Below are 21,694 nucleotides of genomic sequence, written 5' to 3' on the forward strand. Positions count from 1 at the left end.
CACCATGGGTTTGATCCGCTCCTTCACCCTGCTGCTGGTGCTGTTCGCGCCAGCGGCCTTCGCCGATGGCGCCTATCAGGTGGAACTGATCCTTTTCCGCCAGAACGGCGAGCCGGCGGCGACCAATCAACCCGCTCCGGAAGACTGGGCCGCCGGGGCGCAACAGCTGGGCGCGGACAGCCAGACGCCGACAGCGCTGGACGGTCTGGCGAACAAGCTCGAATCAGGCGACGGCTATAAAGTGCTGCTGCACAAAGCCTGGCAACAGGACCTCAGCGCCACACCGAGCAAGGTGGCGATCAGTGACGGCCAGGAGCAGTTCGGCCACTTCCCCATCGAGGGCACGGTGAGCCTGGGGCTGGCGCGCTTTACCGACATCGACGCGAACTTCTGGGTCAACCAGCTGGACAGCCACGGCGTGCTGGTGACCAGCGAGCGAATGCGTCAGGCGACCCGGGTCAGAAACGGAGAACTTACTTACATGGACAACGGAAGCCTCGCCATGCTGATCAAGGTTTCTCCCGTCCAGCCACCCCGTTGACGCAGGCCTAGACGTGGCGTCCAACCTGGAAAAAGCCCTCGCCCTGCCGTGGGAACCGCTGTTCAAAACGCAATCCGTCGAGCGGGGTCTGGAGTACGCGCGGCAGCAGCGCGTGATGCTCGAACACTTGAGCGGAGATGTCGTGCGCACGGTTTGCCGGGGCTCAAGCCTGGAGGTCTACACCCAGACGCTGTTGTTCAAGGACCCGGAGCGCACGCGCAACTTCATTGTCGGCAAATGCACCTGCCCGGTCAGAAACAACTGCAAGCACTGTGCGGCGGCGCTGTTCTTTTTGCAGGACCCGGAAAACAGCCCCGGCATTCTCGCTGCGGTCGACGGCGAATCGGTTGCCCGCAGGCCGAAAGTCGTCGAGCAAAAACCCAAGTTGCCCGAGCGCCTGGAAAAGAACATCAAACCCGAGCCACGGCTGATACTCGCCAGCTTCGAATACAGCGCCTACGAGCCCCGTAACGGCAAGATGCAGCGGCACATCCAGCACCGCGCGGCCCTGGCGTTCCGCTACCGGGAATCCTATGTGTCCGGTGTGCCCGCCCCCGGCCGTGGCGGCGACATCCTCTGGCACCTGCCGGACGAAATATTGCGCACGCGCCGCCATCCGGAGCGTGAAGGCGAGTACCGCAAGCAGCTGCAGGAGCTGGGCTTTCGCATCGCCACCCGGCAGAGCAAGGCGCTGCCGGACAGTGCCGGCGAGATGTTCGAACTGGCCACCGACAAGGCCTGGCTGAGCTTCATTCTCGACGAGTTGCCCCGGCTGCGCGCCGAAGGCTGGCAGATCGAAATGAGCGAAGACTTCGGCTTCGACGTCACGCCGGTGGACGACTGGTATGCCGTGGTCGACGACGAGCCTGAGCGGGACTGGTTCGATCTGGAGCTGGGGATCATCGTCAACGGCGAGCGGCTGAGCCTGCTGCCGATCCTGATCAACCTGCTGCGCACGCACCCGGAATTGATGACCGCCAGCGGCATCGCCAAGCGTCGGGACGACGAGCAGTTGCTGGTTCAGCTCAACCATTTCACCCAGCGCGGCGGCGTGCCGATTCAGGTGGCGCTGCCTTATGGGCGGCTGAAACCGGTGCTGGCGACCCTGGGCGATTTCTACTGGCGCGAGGACGGCAACAACGCCATTCGCCTGAACACCGCCGATGCTGCACGGCTGCGGCAGCTGGATGACCTGCCGCTGGTGTGGCAGGGCGGCGACCGGCTGCGGCAGTTCTCCGAACGACTGGTGAACATCAAGGATGTGCGCGGCGAGGTGCCGGTAGGCCTGAATGCGACGTTGCGGCCTTATCAGCTGGAAGGCCTGAGCTGGATGCAAGCGTTGCGCGAGCTGGAGGTCGGCGGCGTGCTCGCCGATGACATGGGCCTGGGCAAGACCCTGCAAACCCTGGCGCACCTGCTGCTGGAGAAACAGGCCGGGCGTCTCGACCGGCCGGCGCTGGTGGTGATGCCCACCAGCCTGATCCCCAACTGGGTGGATGAGGCGAAGCACTTCACGCCGCAACTGAAGGTGCTGGCGTTGTTTGGCACCCAGCGGCATCAGGATTTCAAGCGCCTGCAGGATTACGACCTGATCCTGACCACCTACGCCCTGCTGCCCCGTGATGTCGAGGTGCTCAGCCAGCAACTGCTGCATGTGCTGGTGCTCGATGAAGCGCAATACATCAAGAACCCCAACAGCAAAGCGGCGCAGGCCGCGCGTCAGTTGAATGCCCGCCAGCGTCTGTGCCTGAGCGGCACGCCGCTGGAAAACCACCTGGGCGAGCTGTGGTCGCTGTTCCATTTCCTGATGCCCGGCTGGCTGGGGGATGCCAAGCAGTTCAACAGCAATTACCGCACGCCGATCGAGAAGTTCGGCAATGAGCAGCGCCTGGAGCACCTCAACGCGCGGATCAAGCCGTTCCTGCTGCGCCGGACCAAGGAACAGGTTGCCACCGAGCTGCCGCCGAAGACCGAGATCGTCCATTGGGTCGAACTCAACGACACCCAGCGCGATGTGTACGAGACCATGCGTCTGGCGATGGACAAGAAGGTGCGCGACGAGATCACCCGCAAAGGCGTGGGGCGCAGTCAGATCATCATTCTTGAAGCGTTGCTCAAGCTGCGTCAGGTTTGCTGTGATCTGCGGCTGGTGAACAGTGCGCCGGTCAATCCGCGGCAGTCGAGTTCGGCCAAGCTCGACAGTCTGATGGAGATGCTGGAGGAGTTGTTTGCGGAGAATCGCAAAATTCTGTTGTTCTCGCAGTTCACGTCGATGCTGGAGTTGATCGAGGCGGAGTTGAAGCAGCGCGGGATCGCGTATTCGCTGTTGACGGGGAAGACCAAGGATCGGCGGGTGCCGGTGCAGGATTTCCAGAGCGGCAAGCATTCGATTTTTCTGATCAGTTTGAAGGCAGGCGGCACGGGGTTGAATCTGACGGCGGCCGATACGGTGATTCACTACGATCCGTGGTGGAACCCTGCGGCGGAGAATCAGGCGACGGATCGAGCGTATCGGATTGGTCAGGATAAGCCGGTGTTCGTTTACAAGATGATTGCTCGGGGGACGGTGGAGGAGAAGATTCAGCATTTGCAGCAGGAGAAGGCGGCGCTGGCGGCGGGTGTGCTGGATGGGCGCAAGGCCGGGGACTGGAAGTTGCAGGATGAGGATATTGCGGCGTTGTTTGCGCCGTTGCCGGTGGTGGCCAAAAAGGTGAAGCGATAAGGCGGGTTTGTTTTTAGGATCAAGATCAAGATCCTTAAGATCACAAGCGTCTGCCTGGGGGCAGACTGTTTCGCCTTCGGCGAGTTACTTGGAAAAGCACCCCAAGTAACCAAGGGTGCTTGCTCCTGGTTTGGCCCGACTTCGTCGGGTTCCCTCACTCCGACGACGCTCCGTGGGCCCGCGCCGAACGGACATCCATGTCCTAACGGCGCTCTCGCCGCATCCATGCGGCTCGGCCCACTCCGCGTCGTCTGCGTTCGGCCTGCACCCAAGTCGCGATTGGCGGTGTCTGAACTTTTTGTGTTTGAAGAGCAAAAGCAGAGCAAAAGCAGAGCAAAAGCTTCCCGGCTGAAGCCGGTCCTACAGGGGATACCGGGTGCTGATAGTGGGACCGGCTTTAACCGGGAAGGGGCCGGTGCAGGCGCCATCAATTCTCTGATCGTGCCCACGCTCCGCGTGGGTATGCATCCCGGGACGCTCCGCGTCCATTCCCGGCTGAAGCCGGTCCTACTGGTGTTTAAAGGGGACTGATTTATTTACACCGCTTCACCGTAAATTAATCTGTCCCCGCGTCAGCCAATCCCAGCTCACCCCACCGCCCGCACTTCTTCTTCTTCTTCTTCTTCTTCCGCCCATTTCACATAGCACACCACCACCGGCATTTCGTGTTCGGCGCAGAAGTCGATCCAGCGCAGTTGGTTGTCTTGCAGGCGATCGCCGGGGCCTTTGACTTCGATCATTCGGTAGCGGCGTTGTTCGGGGTAGAACTGGATGAGGTCGGGCATGCCGGTGCGGTTGGCTTTGATGTCTTGCAGCAGGCGTCGGAACCAGCGTTTGAGGTGCTGCGCCGGCAGGCAGTGGAGCGCTTGATCCAGCAGCTCCGGGGTCAGGGTGCCCCAGAAAACGAAGGGCGATTGCAGGCCGAATTTGCTGGCGTAGGTGTCGCGAATCACCGCTTCGTAGCGCTGGTCATCGAGCTGCGCCAGGCATTCGTCGAACAGGGTTGCGCGGCGCTGGTAGAAGTCCGGGCTGTAGAGGTCGCTCGGTGCGCTGTGGAAGGGGTGGAAAAACGCCCCCGGCAGCGGCGCAAAGATCGCCCGCCAGCACAGCAGGCCGAACAGCGAATTGACCAGGGCGTTTTCGACGTAATGCACCTCGCTGCCCTCTTCCGCCAAGTGCTGCTGAATCAGCCGTTCGACGCTGTGATCGGGCAGTGGCAGCACGCTCAGGTCGAGCCGGCTAACCGTCCGTTTCATCCTCTTCTGCACGCTGCCCTCGCCCAGCTTGCGCTTGAGACGCGGCTGGATGCGCACCAGGTGTTGGGTTTCTTCATCGTTTTCCGGCGCCGATTGCGCTTCCAGCAACAACGTCATGGCTTCGAGGAATTGCTCGCTACGTTCGAGCACGCGAATCCTGCGCACACGGGCGCCGGGGTAGCTGGACTGCGCGTAGACGCTCAATGCCAGCGGCCAGTCCTGTTCGCGTTCGGCCTGCTGACCGATCTTGAACAACAACTTGGCGCGACGCATGGCCAGCCAGGGATTATCGGTCTCGACGGCCAGCGCCTGCGGCGCCAGGTCGGCCAGTGCCATGCCGTCGTCCAGCGCCTGTCGGCAGGTGTGCAGGTGCAGGCAGATGTCGATGTCGGCGCGCTGGTTGATGCCACGGGATTCGACGGAAAATTCGACTTTTTCATAGCGATAGATGCCCAGGTCCGCCAGCACGAACTCCGACCACTCCTGGTACAGGTTGCCGAAGTACAACAAGCGAAGCCGGTCGCACAACGGCATCACCTGGAGGGCGAAGATCACTTCTTCGAACCCGGCAAACCAGTGTTCCAGCCGCTGGGGCGATTCGTATATCGGCAGCAGGCGCTGCAAGAGGTCGGATTTTTTCTCCGCAATTTTGACGCCGTGGGCCTTGAAACACTGGCCCAGCTCGTCCTTGCGCAGCAACGCGAACAGCGCGTGAAGGTCCAGATGGGGCTGGCCGTCCACCCAGCCTGATTCCAGCAGCGGCGCGGCAGCCAACCGGACATCGCCAATTTCTGCGTAATCCAGCTTGCTGGCGCGAAACAGCGTGCCCTTGCGCATGACCATGCGCACCAGTAAGGCCTGTGCAGGTTGCGGCAGTTGGGCAAAGTCGTCGATAAAACGCCGCTCGTCTTCATCGAGCAGGTCGTCGTAGCGCTGGGCGATCCAGTTCAGCACCTGGCGGAAGTTTTCCAGGTAATAAAACGGATTGTCGAGGGGGGAAAGGCTCACGGCGAGGTCACGTAAAGGCTGACGGGAGAGCGTGAGGATACTGGTTATCCGTACAGATTCCAGCCCTGACTGCTGTAGGATGGCGGCGGCCCGATCAACGGCGCGGACCAAAGGGCGCTGCGCACCCGCTACACTCCCTCCACGCACTTTCAAGGAGATCGCCATGCCTTCCGCCGGCAAACCCCTCGTTTATCTCGCGGGGTTCGACGTGTTTCGCGCCGACGCTATCGATCACGGCCGCGCGTTGAAAGCCCTTTGCGATCAGCACGGTCTCGAGGGGCTGTACCCTTTTGACAACGAAGTGCCGCAAGGGCTGATGCCTGAAGAAGCCGCCGCCGTCATTTGCAACGCCAATATCGAGATGATCAAAGCCTGCGACGCGGTGCTGGCCAATCTCAATCCGTTTCGCGGCGCCGAGCCGGATTCAGGTACGGCCTTCGAAGTGGGCATGGCCGTTGCGCTGGGCAAGCCGGTATGGGCGTATTTCGCGGCGAATGGCTCGTTGCGCGAGCAGATCGCCCATGACGCGGCGGGCTTCGACGCGCAGGGGTTTCAGGTGGAAGATTTCGGCCTGCCGCGCAATTTGATGCTGGCGTGTACCTGGGCCGGCAGCAGCGAGACGGCCGAAGAAGCGATTGAGTCGCTGGCTGCGCATCTCGCTGACTGAACCCATACCCCGGTCGCTCCTGCAGGTTATCTGACGGCAGATCCATCTGCAGTGTCGTCATCAAGGTCAGCGATCGCCAACGCCCTCGCCTATTCCAGATTCGACGAACTGATGTCCAGCTTGTCAGCGTCGGCAAACCCGTCCAGGTCCAGGTCGCTCAGATCAAGCTCCGCCTCCGGGTCGCGATCCTCGTCGGAATCGGCATCGTTGAGGGGCGACTGATCGCCGCCAAAATGCTCGCCCTCATGGGCAAACCAGGCCATTGCATGGGTGTCCGGCTGGCTTGTCTGTACCTGCATCAGTAGCTGCATCGTTGACGCTCCGTGATTGAATGTCGTTAAGCAGGCTAACCCACCCGGCGGGGTAAAGCACAGGTCAGGACAAATTGAGGAAAGACCCGCCGTCATCGCGCAGCATCTGCACCATGGCGTGGGCGGCTGGGGACAGATAGCCCTCGCGGCGCAGCATGACGCAAAGGGTCCGCGTCATCGTGGTCTGTTCCAGTTGCACCTCGCGCAGGTCCTGCATGTTTTTGCCGAACTCCAGCGTCTCCCGGGCGATGAAACTCAGCAGGCTGGTCTGGGCGATCAGTCGCGGCAAGAGGGAAATCGAGTTGGACTCGATCTGCACGTCCGGCAGCGGCAGGTCGTGGCGGGCGAAGGCGTCGTCGACCCAGATGCGCGAAGACACCCCGGACGGCGGCAGCACCCAGCGATAGCGACACAAGTCGCGCATCTGGAATGGCGCTTTGAAAATCGGATGATTGCGGCTGGCGATCACCACCGCTTCGTCGGTAAGGATCGGGTAAAAGGTGAACTCCTCTTCGGCACCGCGCTGGGCGCAAATGATCATGTCCAGGTGCCCGGAGCGCAGCTGCTCGCGCAGCATGTCGTCCTGACCGATCACCAGCTTGAGCGTCACCTGCGGCGAGCGTTTGAGCAGCGCGCTGGTCAGTTCGGGCAGCAGGTACTCGGCCATGGTCGCCGCACAGCCCAGGCGGATATCCCCTACCGCGCCGCTGGCGAAATCACGCACCTCGCGCTGGGTCTGGGCGATGCTTTGCTGCAACACCTTGCCCCGCGCCTGGAGCAGTTCGCCGACCGGCGTGAGCTTGATTCTGCGACCGTCGCGCTGGAACAGCTTGGTGCCGAAGGACTCCTCCAGCCGCTGGATGCTTTTGGTCAGCGCCGGCTGACTGCGATTAAGCTTTTCCGCCGCGCGCCCCAGATGACCGAGCTCGGCGATGGTTTCGAAGTAGGTCAGGTCACGCAGGTCCATATATCAACCAAAGTTATCAATTCATGATTATTAGAAAATAGACTTGATCGATTGCGCTGTCGATACTGGGCGTCATTGGAAGACACCTATCAGGAAAGCCAATGCTCTGGAGATCCGCGTTGCCCCGTCCCGCCTCGTTCGCCCTCGCCCACCAGCACCCGCTGACCCAATGGTTGCTGCTCATCCTCATGGCTGGTAGCGCCGGCCAACTGTTCAAATACTTCCACATCCCCGCGGCACTGTTTCTCGGTCCCATGCTGGTGGCCATCGGCTTCGGGGTCGCCGGTGCCAGCGTTCGCCTGAACAAGCAGGTGTTCCGCCTGGGTCAGGGCACGGTCGGCGTGCTGGTCGCCCACTCCATGACCGTCGGCGTGTTGCTCGCGGCGATGCAGTCGTGGCACGTGATGGTCTTCGCCACCCTGCTCACGGTCGCGTTGAGCGCGGTGGTCGGCATCGCCATGGCGCGCTGGGGTGGCATTCAGAGCAGCACGGCGGCGTGGGGGACCTCACCGGGGGCGGCCTCGGCGATGGTTGCGATGTCCGAAGATTACGGCGCCGACTCCCGGGTGGTTGCCACCATGCAATACGTGCGAGTGGTCTGCGTGGTAATGGTTGGTGCGCTGGTCAGTCGGCTGATCGGCGCCGATGCCGGGGGTTCCGATGCCCACAGTACGGACGCGCTGCTGCACGGGATGAATCTGCTCAATCTGGGGCTGAGCCTGCTGGTGATCGGGGTCGGCGTGATGCTCGGCAGTCGCTTGCCGGCCGGGGCATTGCTGGTGCCTTTGCTGCTAGGCGGCGCGTTGCAATTGAGCGGCGTGCTGCAGATCACCCTGCCCACCTGGGTGCTGGCGATTGCCTACGGCGCGATCGGCAGTTACATCGGTTTGCGCTTCGACCGCGTGACCATCGCCTACGTCTGGCGGCGGCTGCCCGCGATGATTGCCGGGGCGCTGGTGCTGATTCTGCTCTGCGCGCTGTCGGCCTGGGGCATCTCTGAAATCATGGGCAAGGATTTTCTCTCGGTGTACCTGGCCACCAGCCCCGGGGGCCTTGATGCGATGGCGATCATTGCCATCGATACCCATTCGGACGTCGGCTTCGTGTTGGCGATGCAGACGCTGCGATTGTTCGCTGTGATTGTGACCGGCGCGTACATCGCCCGGCAGGTGATTCGCGTCTCGCACCGCTTTGCCTGAATCGGAGAAGCCGGCTGATCGTAGCGAAAGGCAGCGGCGCGCACGCCGATGGAATCTTCAGCGATCCGGCGACCTCCAACGCTTCACACTCACTGGAGGCGGACGCCATGGCCACGCTGAAAATCGCCACGTTCAACATCAACGGCATCCGCGCACGTTTGCCCATTCTGTTGCAGTGGCTGGAAAAGGAAGCGCCCGACATCGTCTGCCTGCAGGAACTGAAGGCCGCCGACACGGCCTTCCCCGCCGATGACATCCGCAATGCCGGCTACGGGGTGATCTGGCAGGGCGAGCCCTCGTGGAACGGCGTGGCGATTCTGTCCCGGGACAGTGAGCCGCTGGAGATTCGCCGGGGTCTGCCGGGCAACGAAAAGGACAGCCACAGCCGCTATCTGGAGGCGGCCGTTCAGGGCGTGATCGTCGGCTGCCTGTACCTGCCCAACGGCAACCCACAGCCGGGGCCGAAGTTCGAGTACAAGCTGGACTGGTTCGAGCATTTCATCAAACACGCCGACTCGCTGTTCAAGAGCGAGCATCCGGTGGTGCTGGCCGGGGACTACAACGTCATCCCCACCGATGACGACATCTACAACACCCGCTCATGGCTGAAGGATGCCTTGCTGCAACCGGAAAGCCGCGCGTGCTTTGAGCGCCTGCTGGACCAGGGCTGGACCGACGCCTTGCGCGCGAAATTCCCGGACGAGCGCATTTACACGTTCTGGGATTATTTCCGCAATCACTGGAAGACCAACTCCGGCCTGCGCATTGACCACTTGCTGTTGAGCAAAGACCTGGCGCACAAGCTGAAAAACGCGGGGGTGGATCGCTGGGTCAGGGACCTTCCCCACGCCAGTGATCATGCACCGACATGGATTGAGTTAAAGGTTTGATGGAACAGTCTTCACGCTGCCACACGGTGGGCTGATTCGGATGTCGGCCGGTTCGATGAATCTGTGGAACGACAGCGCCGGTAAAAATTGGATAGCCGCAAGCGTCCCGCGGCAGCCCAAAAAAAAACCCACCAAAGGGTGGGCTTTTTTTCAACGTTACCGCATGCCGTTAAACGTTAAATACCGTAACCAACTTGGTATTCAGGTACGCCTCGATCGCTTCGGTGCCGCCTTCGGACCCGTAGCCGGAGTCCTTGATGCCGCCAAACGGCACTTCAACCAGACCGATGCCCTGATGGTTGATCGACAGCATGCCGGCTTCGATGCGGGTGCTGAGGATGTGGGTGGTTTTCATCGATGAGGTGAACGCGTAGGACGCCAGGCCGAACGGCACCCGGTTGGACTCCTTCACCGCATCTTCCACCGTGTCGAACGGCACCAGCAGCGCCACCGGGCCGAACGGTTCTTCGTTCATGATGCGCATCTCAGTGGTCAGACCGCTGATGACGGTGGGCTGGAAGAAGTAGCCTGGCCCTTCGATGGCGTTACCGCCGACGTGGACCTTGGCGCCCTTGTCGCTGGCGTCCTTGATCAACGCGCTCAACGCCGGAATGCGTCGCTCGTTGGCCAACGGGCCCATGGTCACGCCCTGCTCCAGCCCGTTGCCGACTTTCAGCTCGTGGGTGTGGCCGACGAACTTCTCGACGAATGCATCGAACACACCACGCTGGACCAGAATGCGCGTCGGTGACACGCAGACCTGCCCGGCGTTGCGGAACTTGGTGCCGGCCAGCGTGCGTGCGGCCAGGTCGATATCCGCGTCGTCGAATACCAGCGCCGGGGCATGGCCGCCGAGTTCCATGGTCGCGCGCTTCATGTGCTGCCCGGCCAGCGCGGCGAGCTGTTTACCGACCGGGGTCGAGCCGGTGAAGGTGACTTTCTTGATGGTCGGGTGCGCGATCAGGTAGCTGGAGATCTGCGCCGGGTCGCCAAAAACGAGGCCGATGACGCCCGCCGGAACGCCGGCATCGACGAAGGCACGCACCAGTTCGGCTGGCGACGCCGGGGTCTCTTCCGGGGCCTTGACGATGATTGAGCAGCCGGCCGCGAGCGCCGAGGACAGCTTGCGCACCACTTGGTTGATCGGGAAGTTCCACGGCGTGAAGGCCGCCACCGGACCGACCGGTTCCTTGATGACTTTCTGTTCGACCGAGACGTTGCGCGATGGCACGAGGCGGCCATAGGCACGGCGGCCTTCTTCGGCCAGCCAGTCGATGATGTCGGCAGCGGACAGGGTTTCCATGCGCGCTTCGGCCAGGGGTTTGCCCTGCTCGCGGGTCATGATGTTGGCAATGTGATCGACGCGGTCGCGCAGCAGGTTGGCGGCTTTCTGCATGATTTTGTAGCGGTCGTAGGCCGGGGTGCTGCGCCAGGTTTCGAAGCCGCGCTCGGCCGCTGCCAGCGCCTGGTCCAGGTCGGTGATGTCGGCGTGGGCCACGGTGCCGAGGGTTTCGCCATTGGCCGGGTTGATGACGTTGAGGGTGCGGCCGTCTGCGCTGGCACGCCATTGACCGTCGATGAGCAGTTGAACGTCTGGGTACATGGGGAACTCCGGATGCGCCTCGCGGGGAGGCGGAGGGAAGAAAGGCGCGCCGGCCCCTCAGGGATGCGCGCGGCTCGCGATCGGGTCGGATCGGTTGCGGACATCCAGAGAGATAGGGGCGGCCAGGGTGATTTTCAATGGGGCTGAGGACGATCAAGGGCGTCTGCCTGGGGGCAGACTGTTTCGCCTTCGGCGACTTACTTTTGAAAAGCACCAAAAGTAAGCAAAAGTGCCTGCTCCTGGTTTGGCCCTTCCTTCGTCAGGGTTCCTTCACTCCGGTCTCGCTCCGTGGGCCCGCGCCGAACGGACATCCATGTCCTGACGGCGCTCTCGCCGCATCCATGCGGCTCGGCCCACTCCACGAGACCTTCGTTCAGCCTGCACCCAAGTCGCGATTGGCGGTGACTGAGCTTTCTGCGCACGAAGATCAAAAGCAGATCAGAAGCCAAGCAAAAGCTTCCCGGCTGAAGCCGGTCCCACTGACGGCATGCGGTGCTGTTAGTGGGACCGGCTTTAGCCGGGAAGGGGCCGGTTTGGTTACCCCAGATGTTGATTGTTCCCACGCTCCGCGCAGTAACACGGACCCGGGTGCTTTGTTGATTGTTCCCACGCTCCGCATGGTAACAGCGCCCCGGACGCTCCGCGTCCTTCAGACCACGCGGAGCGCGCTAGATCTGCATCAACTGCCGGGCGTAGGCGTGCAGCACATCGCGCTGGATCATGAAGCTGGCGTATTTGCCTTCGCGCAGGGTGGCAATCAGGCCAGCGCGTTCGAGCTCTTTGGTGTGGTGGGAAACGGTGGCGGCGCTGACCGGATGGACCTTCAGCACCTCGGCGCATGGCAGCGCCTTTTCGCTTTCGCCGATCTGAACCAGAATCCGGAAGCGGCGGCTGTCCGCCAGCGCCCGGGCTATCAATGCGATTTGTGACTCACTCAACGGAAACTGCTGTGCCGTGCTCATGATCATCGTGAAGCCTCAGTAAAAACCTCCTTGTCCAGAGATACTGCAGAACCAACTCGACAGGCTAATGACGGTCACTGCGTGTGGCGGCCATCACTATGGAGGCTCTTCGCAGAGGATGGTTCAGCGCCGGCAGAATTTGCCTGCGAACCACCCGAGGCTGCCCGCTGACCTGAGTGGTGTTTTCTGGCATCCTGCGCGCACTTTTTCCCATGACCGACTGCCATGCCAGCACCCACTGACCTGATTTACGGGCTCGATGACCGGCCCCATTTCACCGCCGCGATCTTCGCGGCGTTGCAGCACGTGCTGGCCAGTTTCGTCGGCATCATCACCCCTACCCTTATCGTCGGCAGCGTGCTGGGGCTCGACAGCGAAGTGCCGTACCTGATCAGCATGGCGCTGTTCGTCTCCGGACTGGGCACCTTCGTTCAGGCCAAACGCTTCGGCCCGATCGGCTCGGGCCTGCTGTGTCTGCAGGGCACCAGTTTCTCGTTTCTCAGCGTGATTCTGAGCGCCGGCTTTCTGGTCAAGAGTCGCGGCGGCGGCACGGACGAAATTCTCTCGACGATCTTCGGCGTGTGCTTCTGCGCAGCGTTCGTCGAGGTCGTCCTCAGCCAGTTCATCGGCAGATTGCGCAAGCTGATCACCCCGGTGGTTACCGGCACGATCATTACCCTGATGGGCCTGTCGCTGTTGAAAGTGGCGATGACCGACATGGCCGGCGGCTTCGGCGCCAGCGACCTGGGTTCGGCTGCGAACATGGGCCTGGCAGGGCTAGTGCTGATCACCATTGTGGTACTCAACCGGTTCAACATCCCGTTACTGCGCCTGAGTGCGATCATCATCGCCTTGGCCCTGGGCTTCGCCGTCGCCTGGTTCATGGGGCGGGTGGATTTCGCGCAGATGCCCCAAGTGCCAATGATGAGCCTGCCGGTGCCCTTCAAATACGGCTTTTCCTTCGATCTGCTGGCATTCATCCCGATCGCGGTGATCTTTCTCGTGTCGCCGCTGGAGGCCGCCGGGGACCTTACCGCCAACTCGATGATCTCCCAGCAGCCGGTAAGCGGGCCGGTGTACATCCGCCGGATCAAGTCGGGGCTGCTGGCCGATGGGCTGAACTCGGCACTGGCCGCGACGTTCAACAGCCTGCCCATGGTGACGTTCGCGCAGAACAACGGGGTCATTCAGCTGACCGGTGTGGCCAGCCGCTACGTAGCGTTTTTCATCGCCGGGATTCTGGTCCTGCTGGGCCTGTTCCCGATCATCGGCGCCGTGCTGCAACTGATGCCCAAGCCAGTGCTGGGCGGCGCGACGCTGATCATGTTCGGCACCGTCGCGGTGGCCGGCATCAAGATCCTCTCGGAGGCCGGCCTGCATCGCCGCAACATGCTGATCGTGGCGATTTCCCTGGGCATGGGCCTGGGCGTCGCGGCCGTTCCGGAGGTCCTGCGCGAGCTGCCCAAGGCGCTGCACAACATTTTCGAATCGCCCATCACCGTCGGCGCGTTCTGCGCGATCATCCTCAATATCTTCCTGCCGGAGGAATATCAGGAGCCCGAGCTCACCGAATTCGACCCGGAAGCCGCGACGTTGAAGGTGCTGCAAGACCCGCCCCTCCAGCCCTGAAGCAGAACCTCTTCGGGCGCGCGAGGTCGCACACTTGAATCGTCAGGACGTTTGAAGGGGCGTGTTGCGCCCCAGCCGCCTGCCACGGGAGTCACCGATGCCGCTACGCCTGCTCCGCACCCTCCTCGCCGGCCTGACCATGGTGCTCGCACTGAGTGCCTGCGCGCTGTTTCCCAACCGCGATCCGCTGAACATCAACGTGGTCGGCATCGATCCTCTGCCCGGTCAGGATCTGGAAATCCGCTTTGCCGTGAAGCTGCGCTTGCAGAATCCCAACGACACTGACATCCAGTACGACGGCGTGGCCCTGAATCTGGACGTCAACGGCCGCTTGCTGGCGTCCGGCGTGAGCGATCAAAAAGGCACGATCGGCCGTTTCTCCGAGGGCGTACTGACGGTGCCGGTCACCGTTTCTGCCTTTGCCGCCCTGCGCCAAGCGGTGGGCCTCGCTGATCAGCAGCGGCTGGACAACCTGCCCTATGAGCTGCACGGCAAGCTGGCCGGCGGACTGTTTGGCACCATGCGCTTTGAGGACAGCGGCACACTGAGCCTGCCGAAACCGGCTAACGGCAGCTGGTAATGGCGCGCTGAATGACCTTCTTTGCGCGGTTGGTGGGAACGGCCTTAGCCGGGAAAGCGTGAGGCGCCACACCGCAAACATGGGCAAAAATGAAGTCGCCACGGCGGGCCTCTTCCCGGCTAAAGCCGGTCCCACAATGGGTGGGATTGACTGCCTCAGCCCCGCGCAGCCGCCACCAGACGATTGACTTCGGCGCGGACCATGTTGGCGTACTCCGGCGGCGACATGGCGTCGAGTTCGCCGCGCACCCACTCCGACCATTTGCCCTTGCGCTTGGCCCGTTCGCCCATCAGCCGGGCGGCGTCAGCCTTGGCCTTGCCCAGATTGCTCTGCCACAGATCGAACAGGCGAGACTTTTCGTCCTCGATGGCAGCGCGTTCCGGAAGGGTTTTATTGGCCAGGTTGTAGCTCATGATATGTACCTCGATGTGCAAAACGAAACGCATAAACGGAGCCGGTGACTGGCTCGAAAAGCGTCAGCATCTTACACCTGCCGACGATGAATCCCGACCCCATTCGTTGTACTTTTTGGCCGCCGGCGCAATTGGGCTGCAACTTTTCAGGCGCTCAAAACTCCATTGCACACTGCCATAACCACTGAAAGGAAATTAGCCATGGCTCGTAAAACTGCTGCCCAAAACGCCGCTGTAGAACAGATCAAGGATCAAGCGTTCAGCGAACTGGCCGCCCTCATCGAAGAGTCCGACAAGCTGCTCAAGGACAGCGCCTCACTGGTAGGCGAAGAAGCCGACACCATGCGTGCTCAACTGAGCCAGAAGCTCAAGCAGGCGCTGGAATCCGTGGGCAGCGTGCGCGAACGCGCCAAGCCAGCCGTTGATGCCACCGAAAACTACATCGGCGGCCACCCATGGCAGACCGTAGCGGTCTCTGCGGGCTTCGGTCTAGTGGTAGGTTTGTTGCTGGGCCGTCGTTGATTAAACGTTTGACGCCGTAGCAAGATTGGATTTGGCCGGGAGATTTCGCGCGTTAGACCCTGACATTGTGAGTGGTTGCGCTGGCCTCTTCCCGGCTGAAGCCGGTCCTACTTGAACGGTGGAACCGCCTTCAGCGCGGATCACCTTGGAAATTATTGTGACCGCGGCGCGATCACTTCCAACTGCGACAAGCGATGCCCCTTGACCATCGCGGCGTCGATCTCCGTTTTGGCTTTCTCGGCGTCTGCCCGGGATTCGAACGGCCCGATCATCACCACTTCCCTGCCATCGACCTTCACCACGTAAGACGGGTAATGGTGCTCGACCAGCCAATAGGTCATGTCGCTCAGCGCTTCTTTCAAATGGACACGAATGGTCCATTTCTGCGAAGCGGGCGTCGGCGCTTCTGCGGTCGAATCAGTGCTCGGAACCTGGGCGGGCGTTGCGGGCTTGCCGCCATCACAACCCGCCAGCATCAACACCGCCACCATCATTGCCATCTTGCGCACGTCTGTCGCTCCTCGTTTGAAGTGGCGGGAGTCTACCACCGCAGGCGAGTGCGAGTTGAGCGTCCAGCCGGTACACTGCTCGGCGACAGCCATGAACGCGTTTTCACCCCTCGCCAGTGACAGAGCCCCTCGAAGATTGCTGCCGGGCCTGAAAAATAACCGAACGCGATGATGGCACTGTGGTCAATCTCTCAAGTCTTTTCGCAGGCGCACCGTCATGACGTTCACTTCAGCCAATGCCGCCCTGCGCTTCACTGACAGGGTATCGCTACCCGCCCGCCACACGGGCGCGCAGTCGAACACACCCGATCAATCCCGACCACGCCCATGAATTCCGCGACGCCCACGCCGATGACTGACATTCCTCACCGCCAGGCTCATGCAAGCGAGCAGCCGCCAGCGGTCGCCGAAACGCAGAGCCGCGCTGATCAATGGATCATCTGCGAGCATTGCGACTCGGTCTATGAGTCCATCCCTCTGAATAAAGGCGAAGCTGCCTACTGCCTGCGCTGCGCCGCGATCCTCCGTCGCAACCATCGGCTCACCGTCGAACAGTTGCTCGCCCTGAGTATCGCGGCTTGCATCTTGTTCATTTTCGCCAACGTGTTCCCGGTCATCAGCATCAGCATGCAGGGCCTGCACAACGAGGTGACGCTGTGGGGGTCGGTTCAAGCGCTGGCCCAGGGTCAGATCACGCTGATCGCCCTGGTCGCAGGGCTGGCCATCATTCTTGCGCCGGCGCTCCAGATTGCCCTGCTGTTCTGGGTGCTGGCCCACGCCCATCGCGGCCAGATCGCCCCCGGTTTCAAAATGTGCATGCGCACCCTCGAACACCTGCGCCCCTGGAGCATGCTGGAGGTGTGCCTGCTGGGCATTCTGGTGGCGATCGTCAAGCTGGCAGGCATGCTGGACGTACACCCGGGCGCAGGCCTGTGGGCCATGGCAATGCTGATGGTGCTGATCCTGTTGATCGCCGGCAAAGACATCCGCCGCCTGTGGGACGAACTGGGAGTCAGACCCGAATGAACGGCATTCCGTACGCCCGCGAGTACAAAGTCACCCTGTGCCACGTCTGCAGTTACGTCTGCCCGGAAGACGCCCATGAATGCCCGCGCTGCGATTCGCCCGTGCATCGGCGCAAGCCCAACAGTCTGACGCGCACCTGGGCCTTTCTGATCGCCGGGCTGATCTTCTACATTCCAGCCAACCTGTTGCCGGTGATGTACACGACGATGCTCGGCAGCAGCAGCGAGAACACCATCATGAGCGGAGTGATCGAGTTTGCCGAAGGCGGCTCGTGGGACATCGCCATTCTGATTTTCATCGCCAGCGTGGTTGTGCCCTGCATAAAGTTTCTGGTGCTGGGCCTGATGCTGGTGACATGCCAGCGCCGCAGCACCTGGGCGATGCGCGAACGTTCGCGGCTGTTTCGCTTCATCGAATTGATCGGCTACTGGTCCATGCTCGATGTGCTGGTGGTCGCGCTGGTCGCAGCGCTGGTGCAGTTTCGCGGGCTCAGCACCATCGAGCCGCGCCTTGGCATTCTGTTTTTTGGTTTGGTGGTGGTGATGACCATGCTTGCCGCCATGACGTTCGATCCCCGGCTAATCTGGGACGCAGAGGTTGAAGATGTCCGATAACACCCTACCCCCATCCCCGCCGACCCGCCCCCAGGTCAAGGCCCGCAAGGTGCGCGTTTCACTGGTCTGGCTGGTGCCGATCGTCGCGGCCCTGATCGGCCTGTCGATGGTGGTTCATGACTTCCTCAACGTCGGCCCCAAGGTGGTGGTGAGCTTCCTGACGGCCGAAGGTCTGGAGGCCAAGAAAACCCAGGTCAAGTACAAGAACGTGGTCATCGGCATCGTCACCGACATCGAATTAAGCGATGACCGCACCCACGTGCTGGCGAGCATCGACCTGAACCAGTCGGCCGTGCCCTTCACCCGTGCGGACACGCAGTACTGGGTGGTGCGTCCGCGCATCGGCGCCCACGGCGTCACCGGCGTCGACACCCTCTTGTCGGGCGCCTTCATTGGCGCCGATGCCGGCAGCTCTGAAGAAACCAAAAAAGACTTCACCGGTCTGGAAACCCCGCCAGCCGTCACCTTCGGGGAGAAAGGCAAGCGTTTCATTCTGCACACCGACGACCTCGGCTCGCTGGACATCGGCTCGCCGGTGTACTTCCGCCGTATTCAGGTGGGTCAGGTCGTGGCCTACGAACTGGCCAAGGACGGCAAGGGCGTCGATGTCGAGATTTTCGTTGGCGCGCCCAATGATCAATATGTGCTTACTGACTCGCGCTTCTGGAACGCCAGCGGCGTGGACGTGACCCTTGGCGCCTCGGGCCTGAAAGTGTCGACCCAGTCCATGGCGTCGATCCTGTCCGGCGGTATCGCCTTCCGCGAACCCAAATACAGCCCGGACGCCAAGATCGCCGACGGCAATGCTGAATTCAAACTGTTCGAAGACCAGGCCACGGCACTGGCGCCGCCCGATGGCGAGCCCAAATACATCCGCATGCGCTTCAACCAGTCGCTGCGGGGCCTGGTGGTCAATGCCCCGGTGGACTTCCTCGGCGTGAATATAGGCCGAGTGGTCTCGGTGGATCTCGACTACGACGCCGCCACGGGCACGTTCCCCGGCATCGTCGGTGCAGTCATTTATCCCCAGCGACTGGGTGCGGCCAATGACAAGCTGCAGCAGCAGGCAGGCGCAGGCGACGATGAAGAAAAAACATCGAGGGTTCTCGGGCAATTCATTGAACGTGGCCTGCGTGCTCAAGTGCGTACCGGCAACCTGCTGACAGGGCAACTTTACGTTGCCATGGATTTCGACCCCAAGGCGCCAAAAGTCTCATACAACGCCAAAGCCCGGCCGCTGGAGATTCCGACGGTGCCCGGCAGCTTCGACAAACTGCAAGAGCAGTTGCAGGCGTTCGTCGACAAGCTCGGCAAAATCCCCCTCGACGACCTGGCGAAGAACCTCAACGGCAGCCTGATCGAACTTCAGAAAACCATGAAGCAGGTCAACAGCGACGTGTTGCCTCAGATGCGCGGCGCGTTGCAACAAGCGCAGAAAACCCTGGGCACGGCCAACGAAACGTTGTCGGATGACTCCCCGGCGCGTCAGCAATTGGGTCAGGCCATGGAAGAAGTGCAGCGCACGGCACGCTCGGTGCGGGTATTGACCGACTTCCTCAGTCGTCATCCTGAGTCGCTGATTCGTGGCCGGTCGGGTGATGCTGCGCCAGGCTCTTACAAAGGATCGTCCTCTTCCCGCGAAATCGCTCCGGAGCCTGCTCAATGACCTTACGTAGCTCTACTTTCCGAAACTCTTTCCTCGCGTTGGCCTGTGCGCTCGGTGTAACGGCCTGCGCCTCTACGCCGACCCACTATTACACATTGATCGCGCCGGCCACTCCGGCGCCGGCCAGTGTGAGCCAGGCGCCGTTCCAGTTTGAAATGCAGGCGGTGCTCATGCCGGTGCAGGTCGATCAGCCGCCGCTGGTCATCCGCCAGGGCAACGGCAGCCTGGCGATTCTGGAGAACGAGCGCTGGGGCGCGCCATTGGGCGATGAGTTCCACGACGCACTGACCGGGCAGCTGGAGCGGCGCTTTGGCTCCCGGGATCTCGCGGGCTTGCCCAAACAAAGTGACCAGCCGGCGCTCTCGGTGCGCGCTGACGTCCGTCGCTTTGAATCGGTGCTGGATCAATACGCGCTGATCGACGTGGTCTGGAATTTGAGCCTGCGTGGTGGCGGTGCCGGGCCCGGCAGCAAACGGCAGACCCTCACCTGCAGCAGCGTCATTCGCCAACCGGCCGGTATTGGTATGGAAAATCTGGTGGTCGCGCACCAGAAAGCCGTTTCGACGCTGGCCGATACAATCGCCCGCACCGCCACGCAATGGGCGCGTCAACCTGATGCCCGCTGCCCTTCCTGATCGCATCGACACCGGGCACCTCACGTGCCCGGTTGCCCAACTGCTTCGCCCCCGCCATTCAAAGCGCTGCACCACCCTTTAAAAACCCATCATACGAATAGTTGTCATACAACTGCTTGAGAAAACTCCTACAACACGCTAAGTTCGGATCCACAATCGAAACAGATAACGTTATTGTTTCGCCGGTTCTGACTAGTTGAAGCCTCAGAAACTGCATCCGTTTGCGTTGATCTGCTCATTCGCGAAGCCGAGTCGATCCATGGGTACGCAATCAGCTGCTAACGTCAGGGATGGTCAAATGGAGTTGAATATATGAAAGGCATTGGCCTGCGACTCAGGCAGGAACGCAACAGGTTGAAGCTGTCGCAGAGTGCATTGGGCGCAATTGGCGGCGTCGAAACCAACGCACAGGGCAATTACGAAAACGGCACCCGGTCACCGAAAGCCGATTATCTGCTTCGCATCGCGGAAGCCGGCGTTGACCTGAACTATGTCATGAGCGGCAACAGGTCCTCTGCCGACGCGGTGAAGACGGCACCGGTGATTGATCCTCAAGACAACCCGGACGTATACCCCCACCTGACTAAGGTCACCCATCAGTTGCACCGCAATCTTTACGGCCTCATCGACGCTTCGCTGCAGTTGACGCAGCTTATTGAAGTGCGTAACCACGACCCCCGGTCCACCGAGGCCACAGTGCAGCTGGAGACGATACGCATTGAAGCTCAGTCGCTGGCTCAGGCGACGATGCGGCTGATCTTCGAGACTTCGAAACTCGTGTAATGCGGGTTGTTGCCAGAGCGAAGGGTGCCAGAGCGAGGGGTGTCCAGGGATTGGGATATGTGGGGTTGAACGTGCTCGGACAAATGAGCGGGGACTGGCGAGGGGGGTCACCCTAACGCAGCGCTGCGTGGGGAAGTACCAGCCCCACGCAGCGCACGTTCATCGAAGCCTGATCAGCGACGCTTCAACCGGTCGATGATCACCGCCAGCAGCAGGATCGTGCCGCGAATCACATATTGGTAGAACGTGTCGATGTTCTTCAGGTTCATGGCATTTTCGATGATCGCCAGAATCAACACCCCGGCGATGACATGGCGAATCATGCCGATGCCGCCGCTCAGGGAAACGCCGCCCAGCACGCATGCAGAAATCACCGTCAGCTCGAAACCCTGGCCGATCATTGGCTGACCCGAGGTCATGCGCGAGGCCAGCACCACACCGGCCAGCGCGCCAATCAGGCCGTGCACGGCGAAGATGAGGATCTTGGTACGGTTGACGTGGACACCTGCCAGCAACGCCGCTTCCTGGTTGCCGCCGATGGCCAGCGTGTTGCGCCCATAAGTGGTGTAGTTCAGCAGCCAGCCGAAGAATATAAAGCAGACGATGGTGATCAGAATCGGCACCGGCACGCCAAACAGCTGACCGTTACCGAACACGAAGAAGGCCTCGTCGCCGACGCCCACGGCTTTACCGTTGGAGAATATGTAAGCCAGCCCCCGGACAATCTGCATGGTCGCCAGGGTGGTGATCAGCGCGTTGATGCGCAGCTTTGCGATGACGATGCCGTTGATCAGCCCGACCAGCAAGCCCATGGCCAGCGCCGCCGATACGCCCAGAAACACGCTGTCGGTGTCGCGAATCACGATCCCGGCAATCACGCCTGAACACGCCAGCACCGAACCGACCGACAGGTCGAAATGCCCGGATGCCAGGCAGTAGAGCATGGTGCAGGCGGCAATGCCGACCGTGGAAATGGCCAGGCCCAGGCCACGCATGTTCAGCGGCGACATGAAGTTGTCGATCAGCAGCGCACAGAGCACAAAAATGCCCAGTGCAGCCATGAGCATCGCCCAGTCGTCGACGAATCGACGCAGGTTCATGCCTTGGCGGGGAGCCGTCAGGCTGGATTCGGTAGACATACGCACCTCGTTCTTATTTTTCATAGCCGTTTTCATAACCAGGTTCTTGGTC

The 21,694-nt window shown here is 61.5% G+C and carries 21 protein-coding genes; 13 read left to right on the forward strand and 8 right to left on the reverse strand.

Features of this window, described 5'->3' with window-relative positions; genetic code table 11:
• Positions 1-4: 4 nt before the first annotated feature.
• The gene (locus BMY98_RS04395) at positions 5-541 is read left to right on the forward strand and encodes a peptidoglycan binding protein CsiV (protein ID WP_074885206.1); all 537 of its coding nucleotides are present in this window, start codon (positions 5-7) and stop codon (positions 539-541) included.
• A gap of 13 nt (positions 542-554) precedes the next feature.
• On the forward strand, positions 555-3,263 hold the full coding sequence (locus BMY98_RS04400; RefSeq protein WP_074885208.1) for a DEAD/DEAH box helicase: 2,709 nt from the start codon (positions 555-557) through the stop codon (positions 3,261-3,263).
• Positions 3,264-3,850: 587 nt separating this feature from the next.
• On the opposite strand, the gene BMY98_RS04410 is transcribed toward BMY98_RS04400, so the two are convergent.
• Positions 3,851-5,527 (reverse strand): VRR-NUC domain-containing protein, encoded by a 1,677-nt coding sequence (locus BMY98_RS04410; protein ID WP_074885212.1) that lies wholly within the window; start codon positions 5,525-5,527, stop codon positions 3,851-3,853.
• A 163-nt stretch (positions 5,528-5,690) separates the two neighbouring features.
• Here BMY98_RS04410 and BMY98_RS04415 point away from each other — a divergent pair, with 163 nt between their 5' ends.
• Complete coding sequence (locus BMY98_RS04415; protein WP_074885215.1) at positions 5,691-6,194, forward strand: nucleoside 2-deoxyribosyltransferase; 504 nt, start codon at positions 5,691-5,693, stop codon at positions 6,192-6,194.
• An 89-nt stretch (positions 6,195-6,283) separates the two neighbouring features.
• On the opposite strand, the gene BMY98_RS04420 is transcribed toward BMY98_RS04415, so the two are convergent.
• Together BMY98_RS04420 and BMY98_RS04425 are read right to left on the reverse strand one after the other, a co-directional pair.
• The gene (locus BMY98_RS04420) at positions 6,284-6,505 is read right to left on the reverse strand and encodes a hypothetical protein (RefSeq protein ID WP_074885218.1); all 222 of its coding nucleotides are present in this window, start codon (positions 6,503-6,505) and stop codon (positions 6,284-6,286) included.
• Positions 6,506-6,569: 64 nt separating this feature from the next.
• Positions 6,570-7,472, reverse strand: a complete 903-nt coding sequence (locus BMY98_RS04425; RefSeq protein ID WP_074885221.1) for a LysR substrate-binding domain-containing protein — start codon at positions 7,470-7,472, stop codon at positions 6,570-6,572.
• Positions 7,473-7,573: 101 nt separating this feature from the next.
• On the opposite strand from BMY98_RS04425, the gene BMY98_RS04430 reads away from it, so the two are divergent.
• Positions 7,574-8,671 carry an AbrB family transcriptional regulator gene (locus BMY98_RS04430; protein WP_074885225.1) on the forward strand — a complete coding sequence of 366 codons (1,098 nt, stop codon included), beginning with the start codon at positions 7,574-7,576 and terminating at the stop codon, positions 8,669-8,671.
• A gap of 107 nt (positions 8,672-8,778) precedes the next feature.
• A complete protein-coding gene (locus BMY98_RS04435; protein ID WP_074885228.1) occupies positions 8,779-9,561 on the forward strand; it encodes an exodeoxyribonuclease III in 783 nt (260 codons plus the stop codon).
• Between the two features lie 169 nt (positions 9,562-9,730).
• Here the strand turns inward: BMY98_RS04435 and BMY98_RS04440 are convergent, their stop codons facing one another.
• Positions 9,731-11,164, reverse strand: a complete 1,434-nt coding sequence (locus tag BMY98_RS04440; RefSeq protein WP_074885231.1) for an NAD-dependent succinate-semialdehyde dehydrogenase — start codon at positions 11,162-11,164, stop codon at positions 9,731-9,733.
• A gap of 668 nt (positions 11,165-11,832) precedes the next feature.
• Complete coding sequence (locus BMY98_RS04445; RefSeq protein WP_074885369.1) at positions 11,833-12,126, reverse strand: ArsR/SmtB family transcription factor; 294 nt, start codon at positions 12,124-12,126, stop codon at positions 11,833-11,835.
• 225 nt (positions 12,127-12,351) lie between these two features.
• Here BMY98_RS04445 and BMY98_RS04450 point away from each other — a divergent pair, with 225 nt between their 5' ends.
• On the forward strand, positions 12,352-13,755 hold the full coding sequence (locus BMY98_RS04450) for a nucleobase:cation symporter-2 family protein (protein ID WP_074885235.1): 1,404 nt from the start codon (positions 12,352-12,354) through the stop codon (positions 13,753-13,755).
• A gap of 97 nt (positions 13,756-13,852) precedes the next feature.
• Complete coding sequence (locus BMY98_RS04455) at positions 13,853-14,335, forward strand: LEA/WHy family protein (protein ID WP_074885238.1); 483 nt, start codon at positions 13,853-13,855, stop codon at positions 14,333-14,335.
• Positions 14,336-14,490: 155 nt separating this feature from the next.
• Here BMY98_RS04455 and BMY98_RS04460 read toward each other — a convergent pair whose 3' ends face one another.
• On the reverse strand, positions 14,491-14,748 hold the full coding sequence (locus BMY98_RS04460) for a hypothetical protein (protein WP_074885371.1): 258 nt from the start codon (positions 14,746-14,748) through the stop codon (positions 14,491-14,493).
• A gap of 201 nt (positions 14,749-14,949) precedes the next feature.
• Here BMY98_RS04460 and BMY98_RS04465 point away from each other — a divergent pair, with 201 nt between their 5' ends.
• The gene (locus BMY98_RS04465) at positions 14,950-15,270 is read left to right on the forward strand and encodes an ElaB/YgaM/YqjD family protein (RefSeq protein ID WP_074885241.1); all 321 of its coding nucleotides are present in this window, start codon (positions 14,950-14,952) and stop codon (positions 15,268-15,270) included.
• Between the two features lie 152 nt (positions 15,271-15,422).
• On the opposite strand, the gene BMY98_RS04470 is transcribed toward BMY98_RS04465, so the two are convergent.
• Positions 15,423-15,779, reverse strand: coding sequence for an SPOR domain-containing protein (locus BMY98_RS04470; protein ID WP_074885243.1), 357 nt, complete (start codon positions 15,777-15,779; stop codon positions 15,423-15,425).
• A 327-nt stretch (positions 15,780-16,106) separates the two neighbouring features.
• On the opposite strand from BMY98_RS04470, the gene BMY98_RS04475 reads away from it, so the two are divergent.
• From BMY98_RS04475 to BMY98_RS04495, 5 genes are all read left to right on the forward strand, one after another.
• Complete coding sequence (locus tag BMY98_RS04475; protein WP_245760017.1) at positions 16,107-16,805, forward strand: paraquat-inducible protein A; 699 nt, start codon at positions 16,107-16,109, stop codon at positions 16,803-16,805.
• A complete protein-coding gene (locus BMY98_RS04480; RefSeq protein ID WP_074885246.1) occupies positions 16,802-17,419 on the forward strand; it encodes a paraquat-inducible protein A in 618 nt (205 codons plus the stop codon). The genes BMY98_RS04475 and BMY98_RS04480 overlap by 4 nt, the downstream gene beginning before the upstream one ends.
• Entirely contained in the window at positions 17,409-19,085 is a 1,677-nt protein-coding gene (locus BMY98_RS04485) for a PqiB family protein (protein WP_074885249.1), read from the forward strand. The genes BMY98_RS04480 and BMY98_RS04485 overlap by 11 nt, the downstream gene beginning before the upstream one ends.
• Positions 19,082-19,720, forward strand: a complete 639-nt coding sequence (locus BMY98_RS04490) for a PqiC family protein (protein ID WP_074885251.1) — start codon at positions 19,082-19,084, stop codon at positions 19,718-19,720. The genes BMY98_RS04485 and BMY98_RS04490 overlap by 4 nt, the downstream gene beginning before the upstream one ends.
• Positions 19,721-20,032: 312 nt before the next feature.
• Positions 20,033-20,503 (forward strand): helix-turn-helix domain-containing protein, encoded by a 471-nt coding sequence (locus BMY98_RS04495; RefSeq protein WP_074885254.1) that lies wholly within the window; start codon positions 20,033-20,035, stop codon positions 20,501-20,503.
• Between the two features lie 173 nt (positions 20,504-20,676).
• Here BMY98_RS04495 and araH read toward each other — a convergent pair whose 3' ends face one another.
• On the reverse strand, positions 20,677-21,642 hold the full coding sequence (araH, locus tag BMY98_RS04500) for an L-arabinose ABC transporter permease AraH (RefSeq protein WP_074885377.1): 966 nt from the start codon (positions 21,640-21,642) through the stop codon (positions 20,677-20,679).
• Between the last annotated feature and the right edge of the window lie 52 nt (positions 21,643-21,694).

This window comes from Pseudomonas graminis (genome assembly GCF_900111735.1).
Classification (GTDB): domain Bacteria; phylum Pseudomonadota; class Gammaproteobacteria; order Pseudomonadales; family Pseudomonadaceae; genus Aquipseudomonas; species Aquipseudomonas graminis.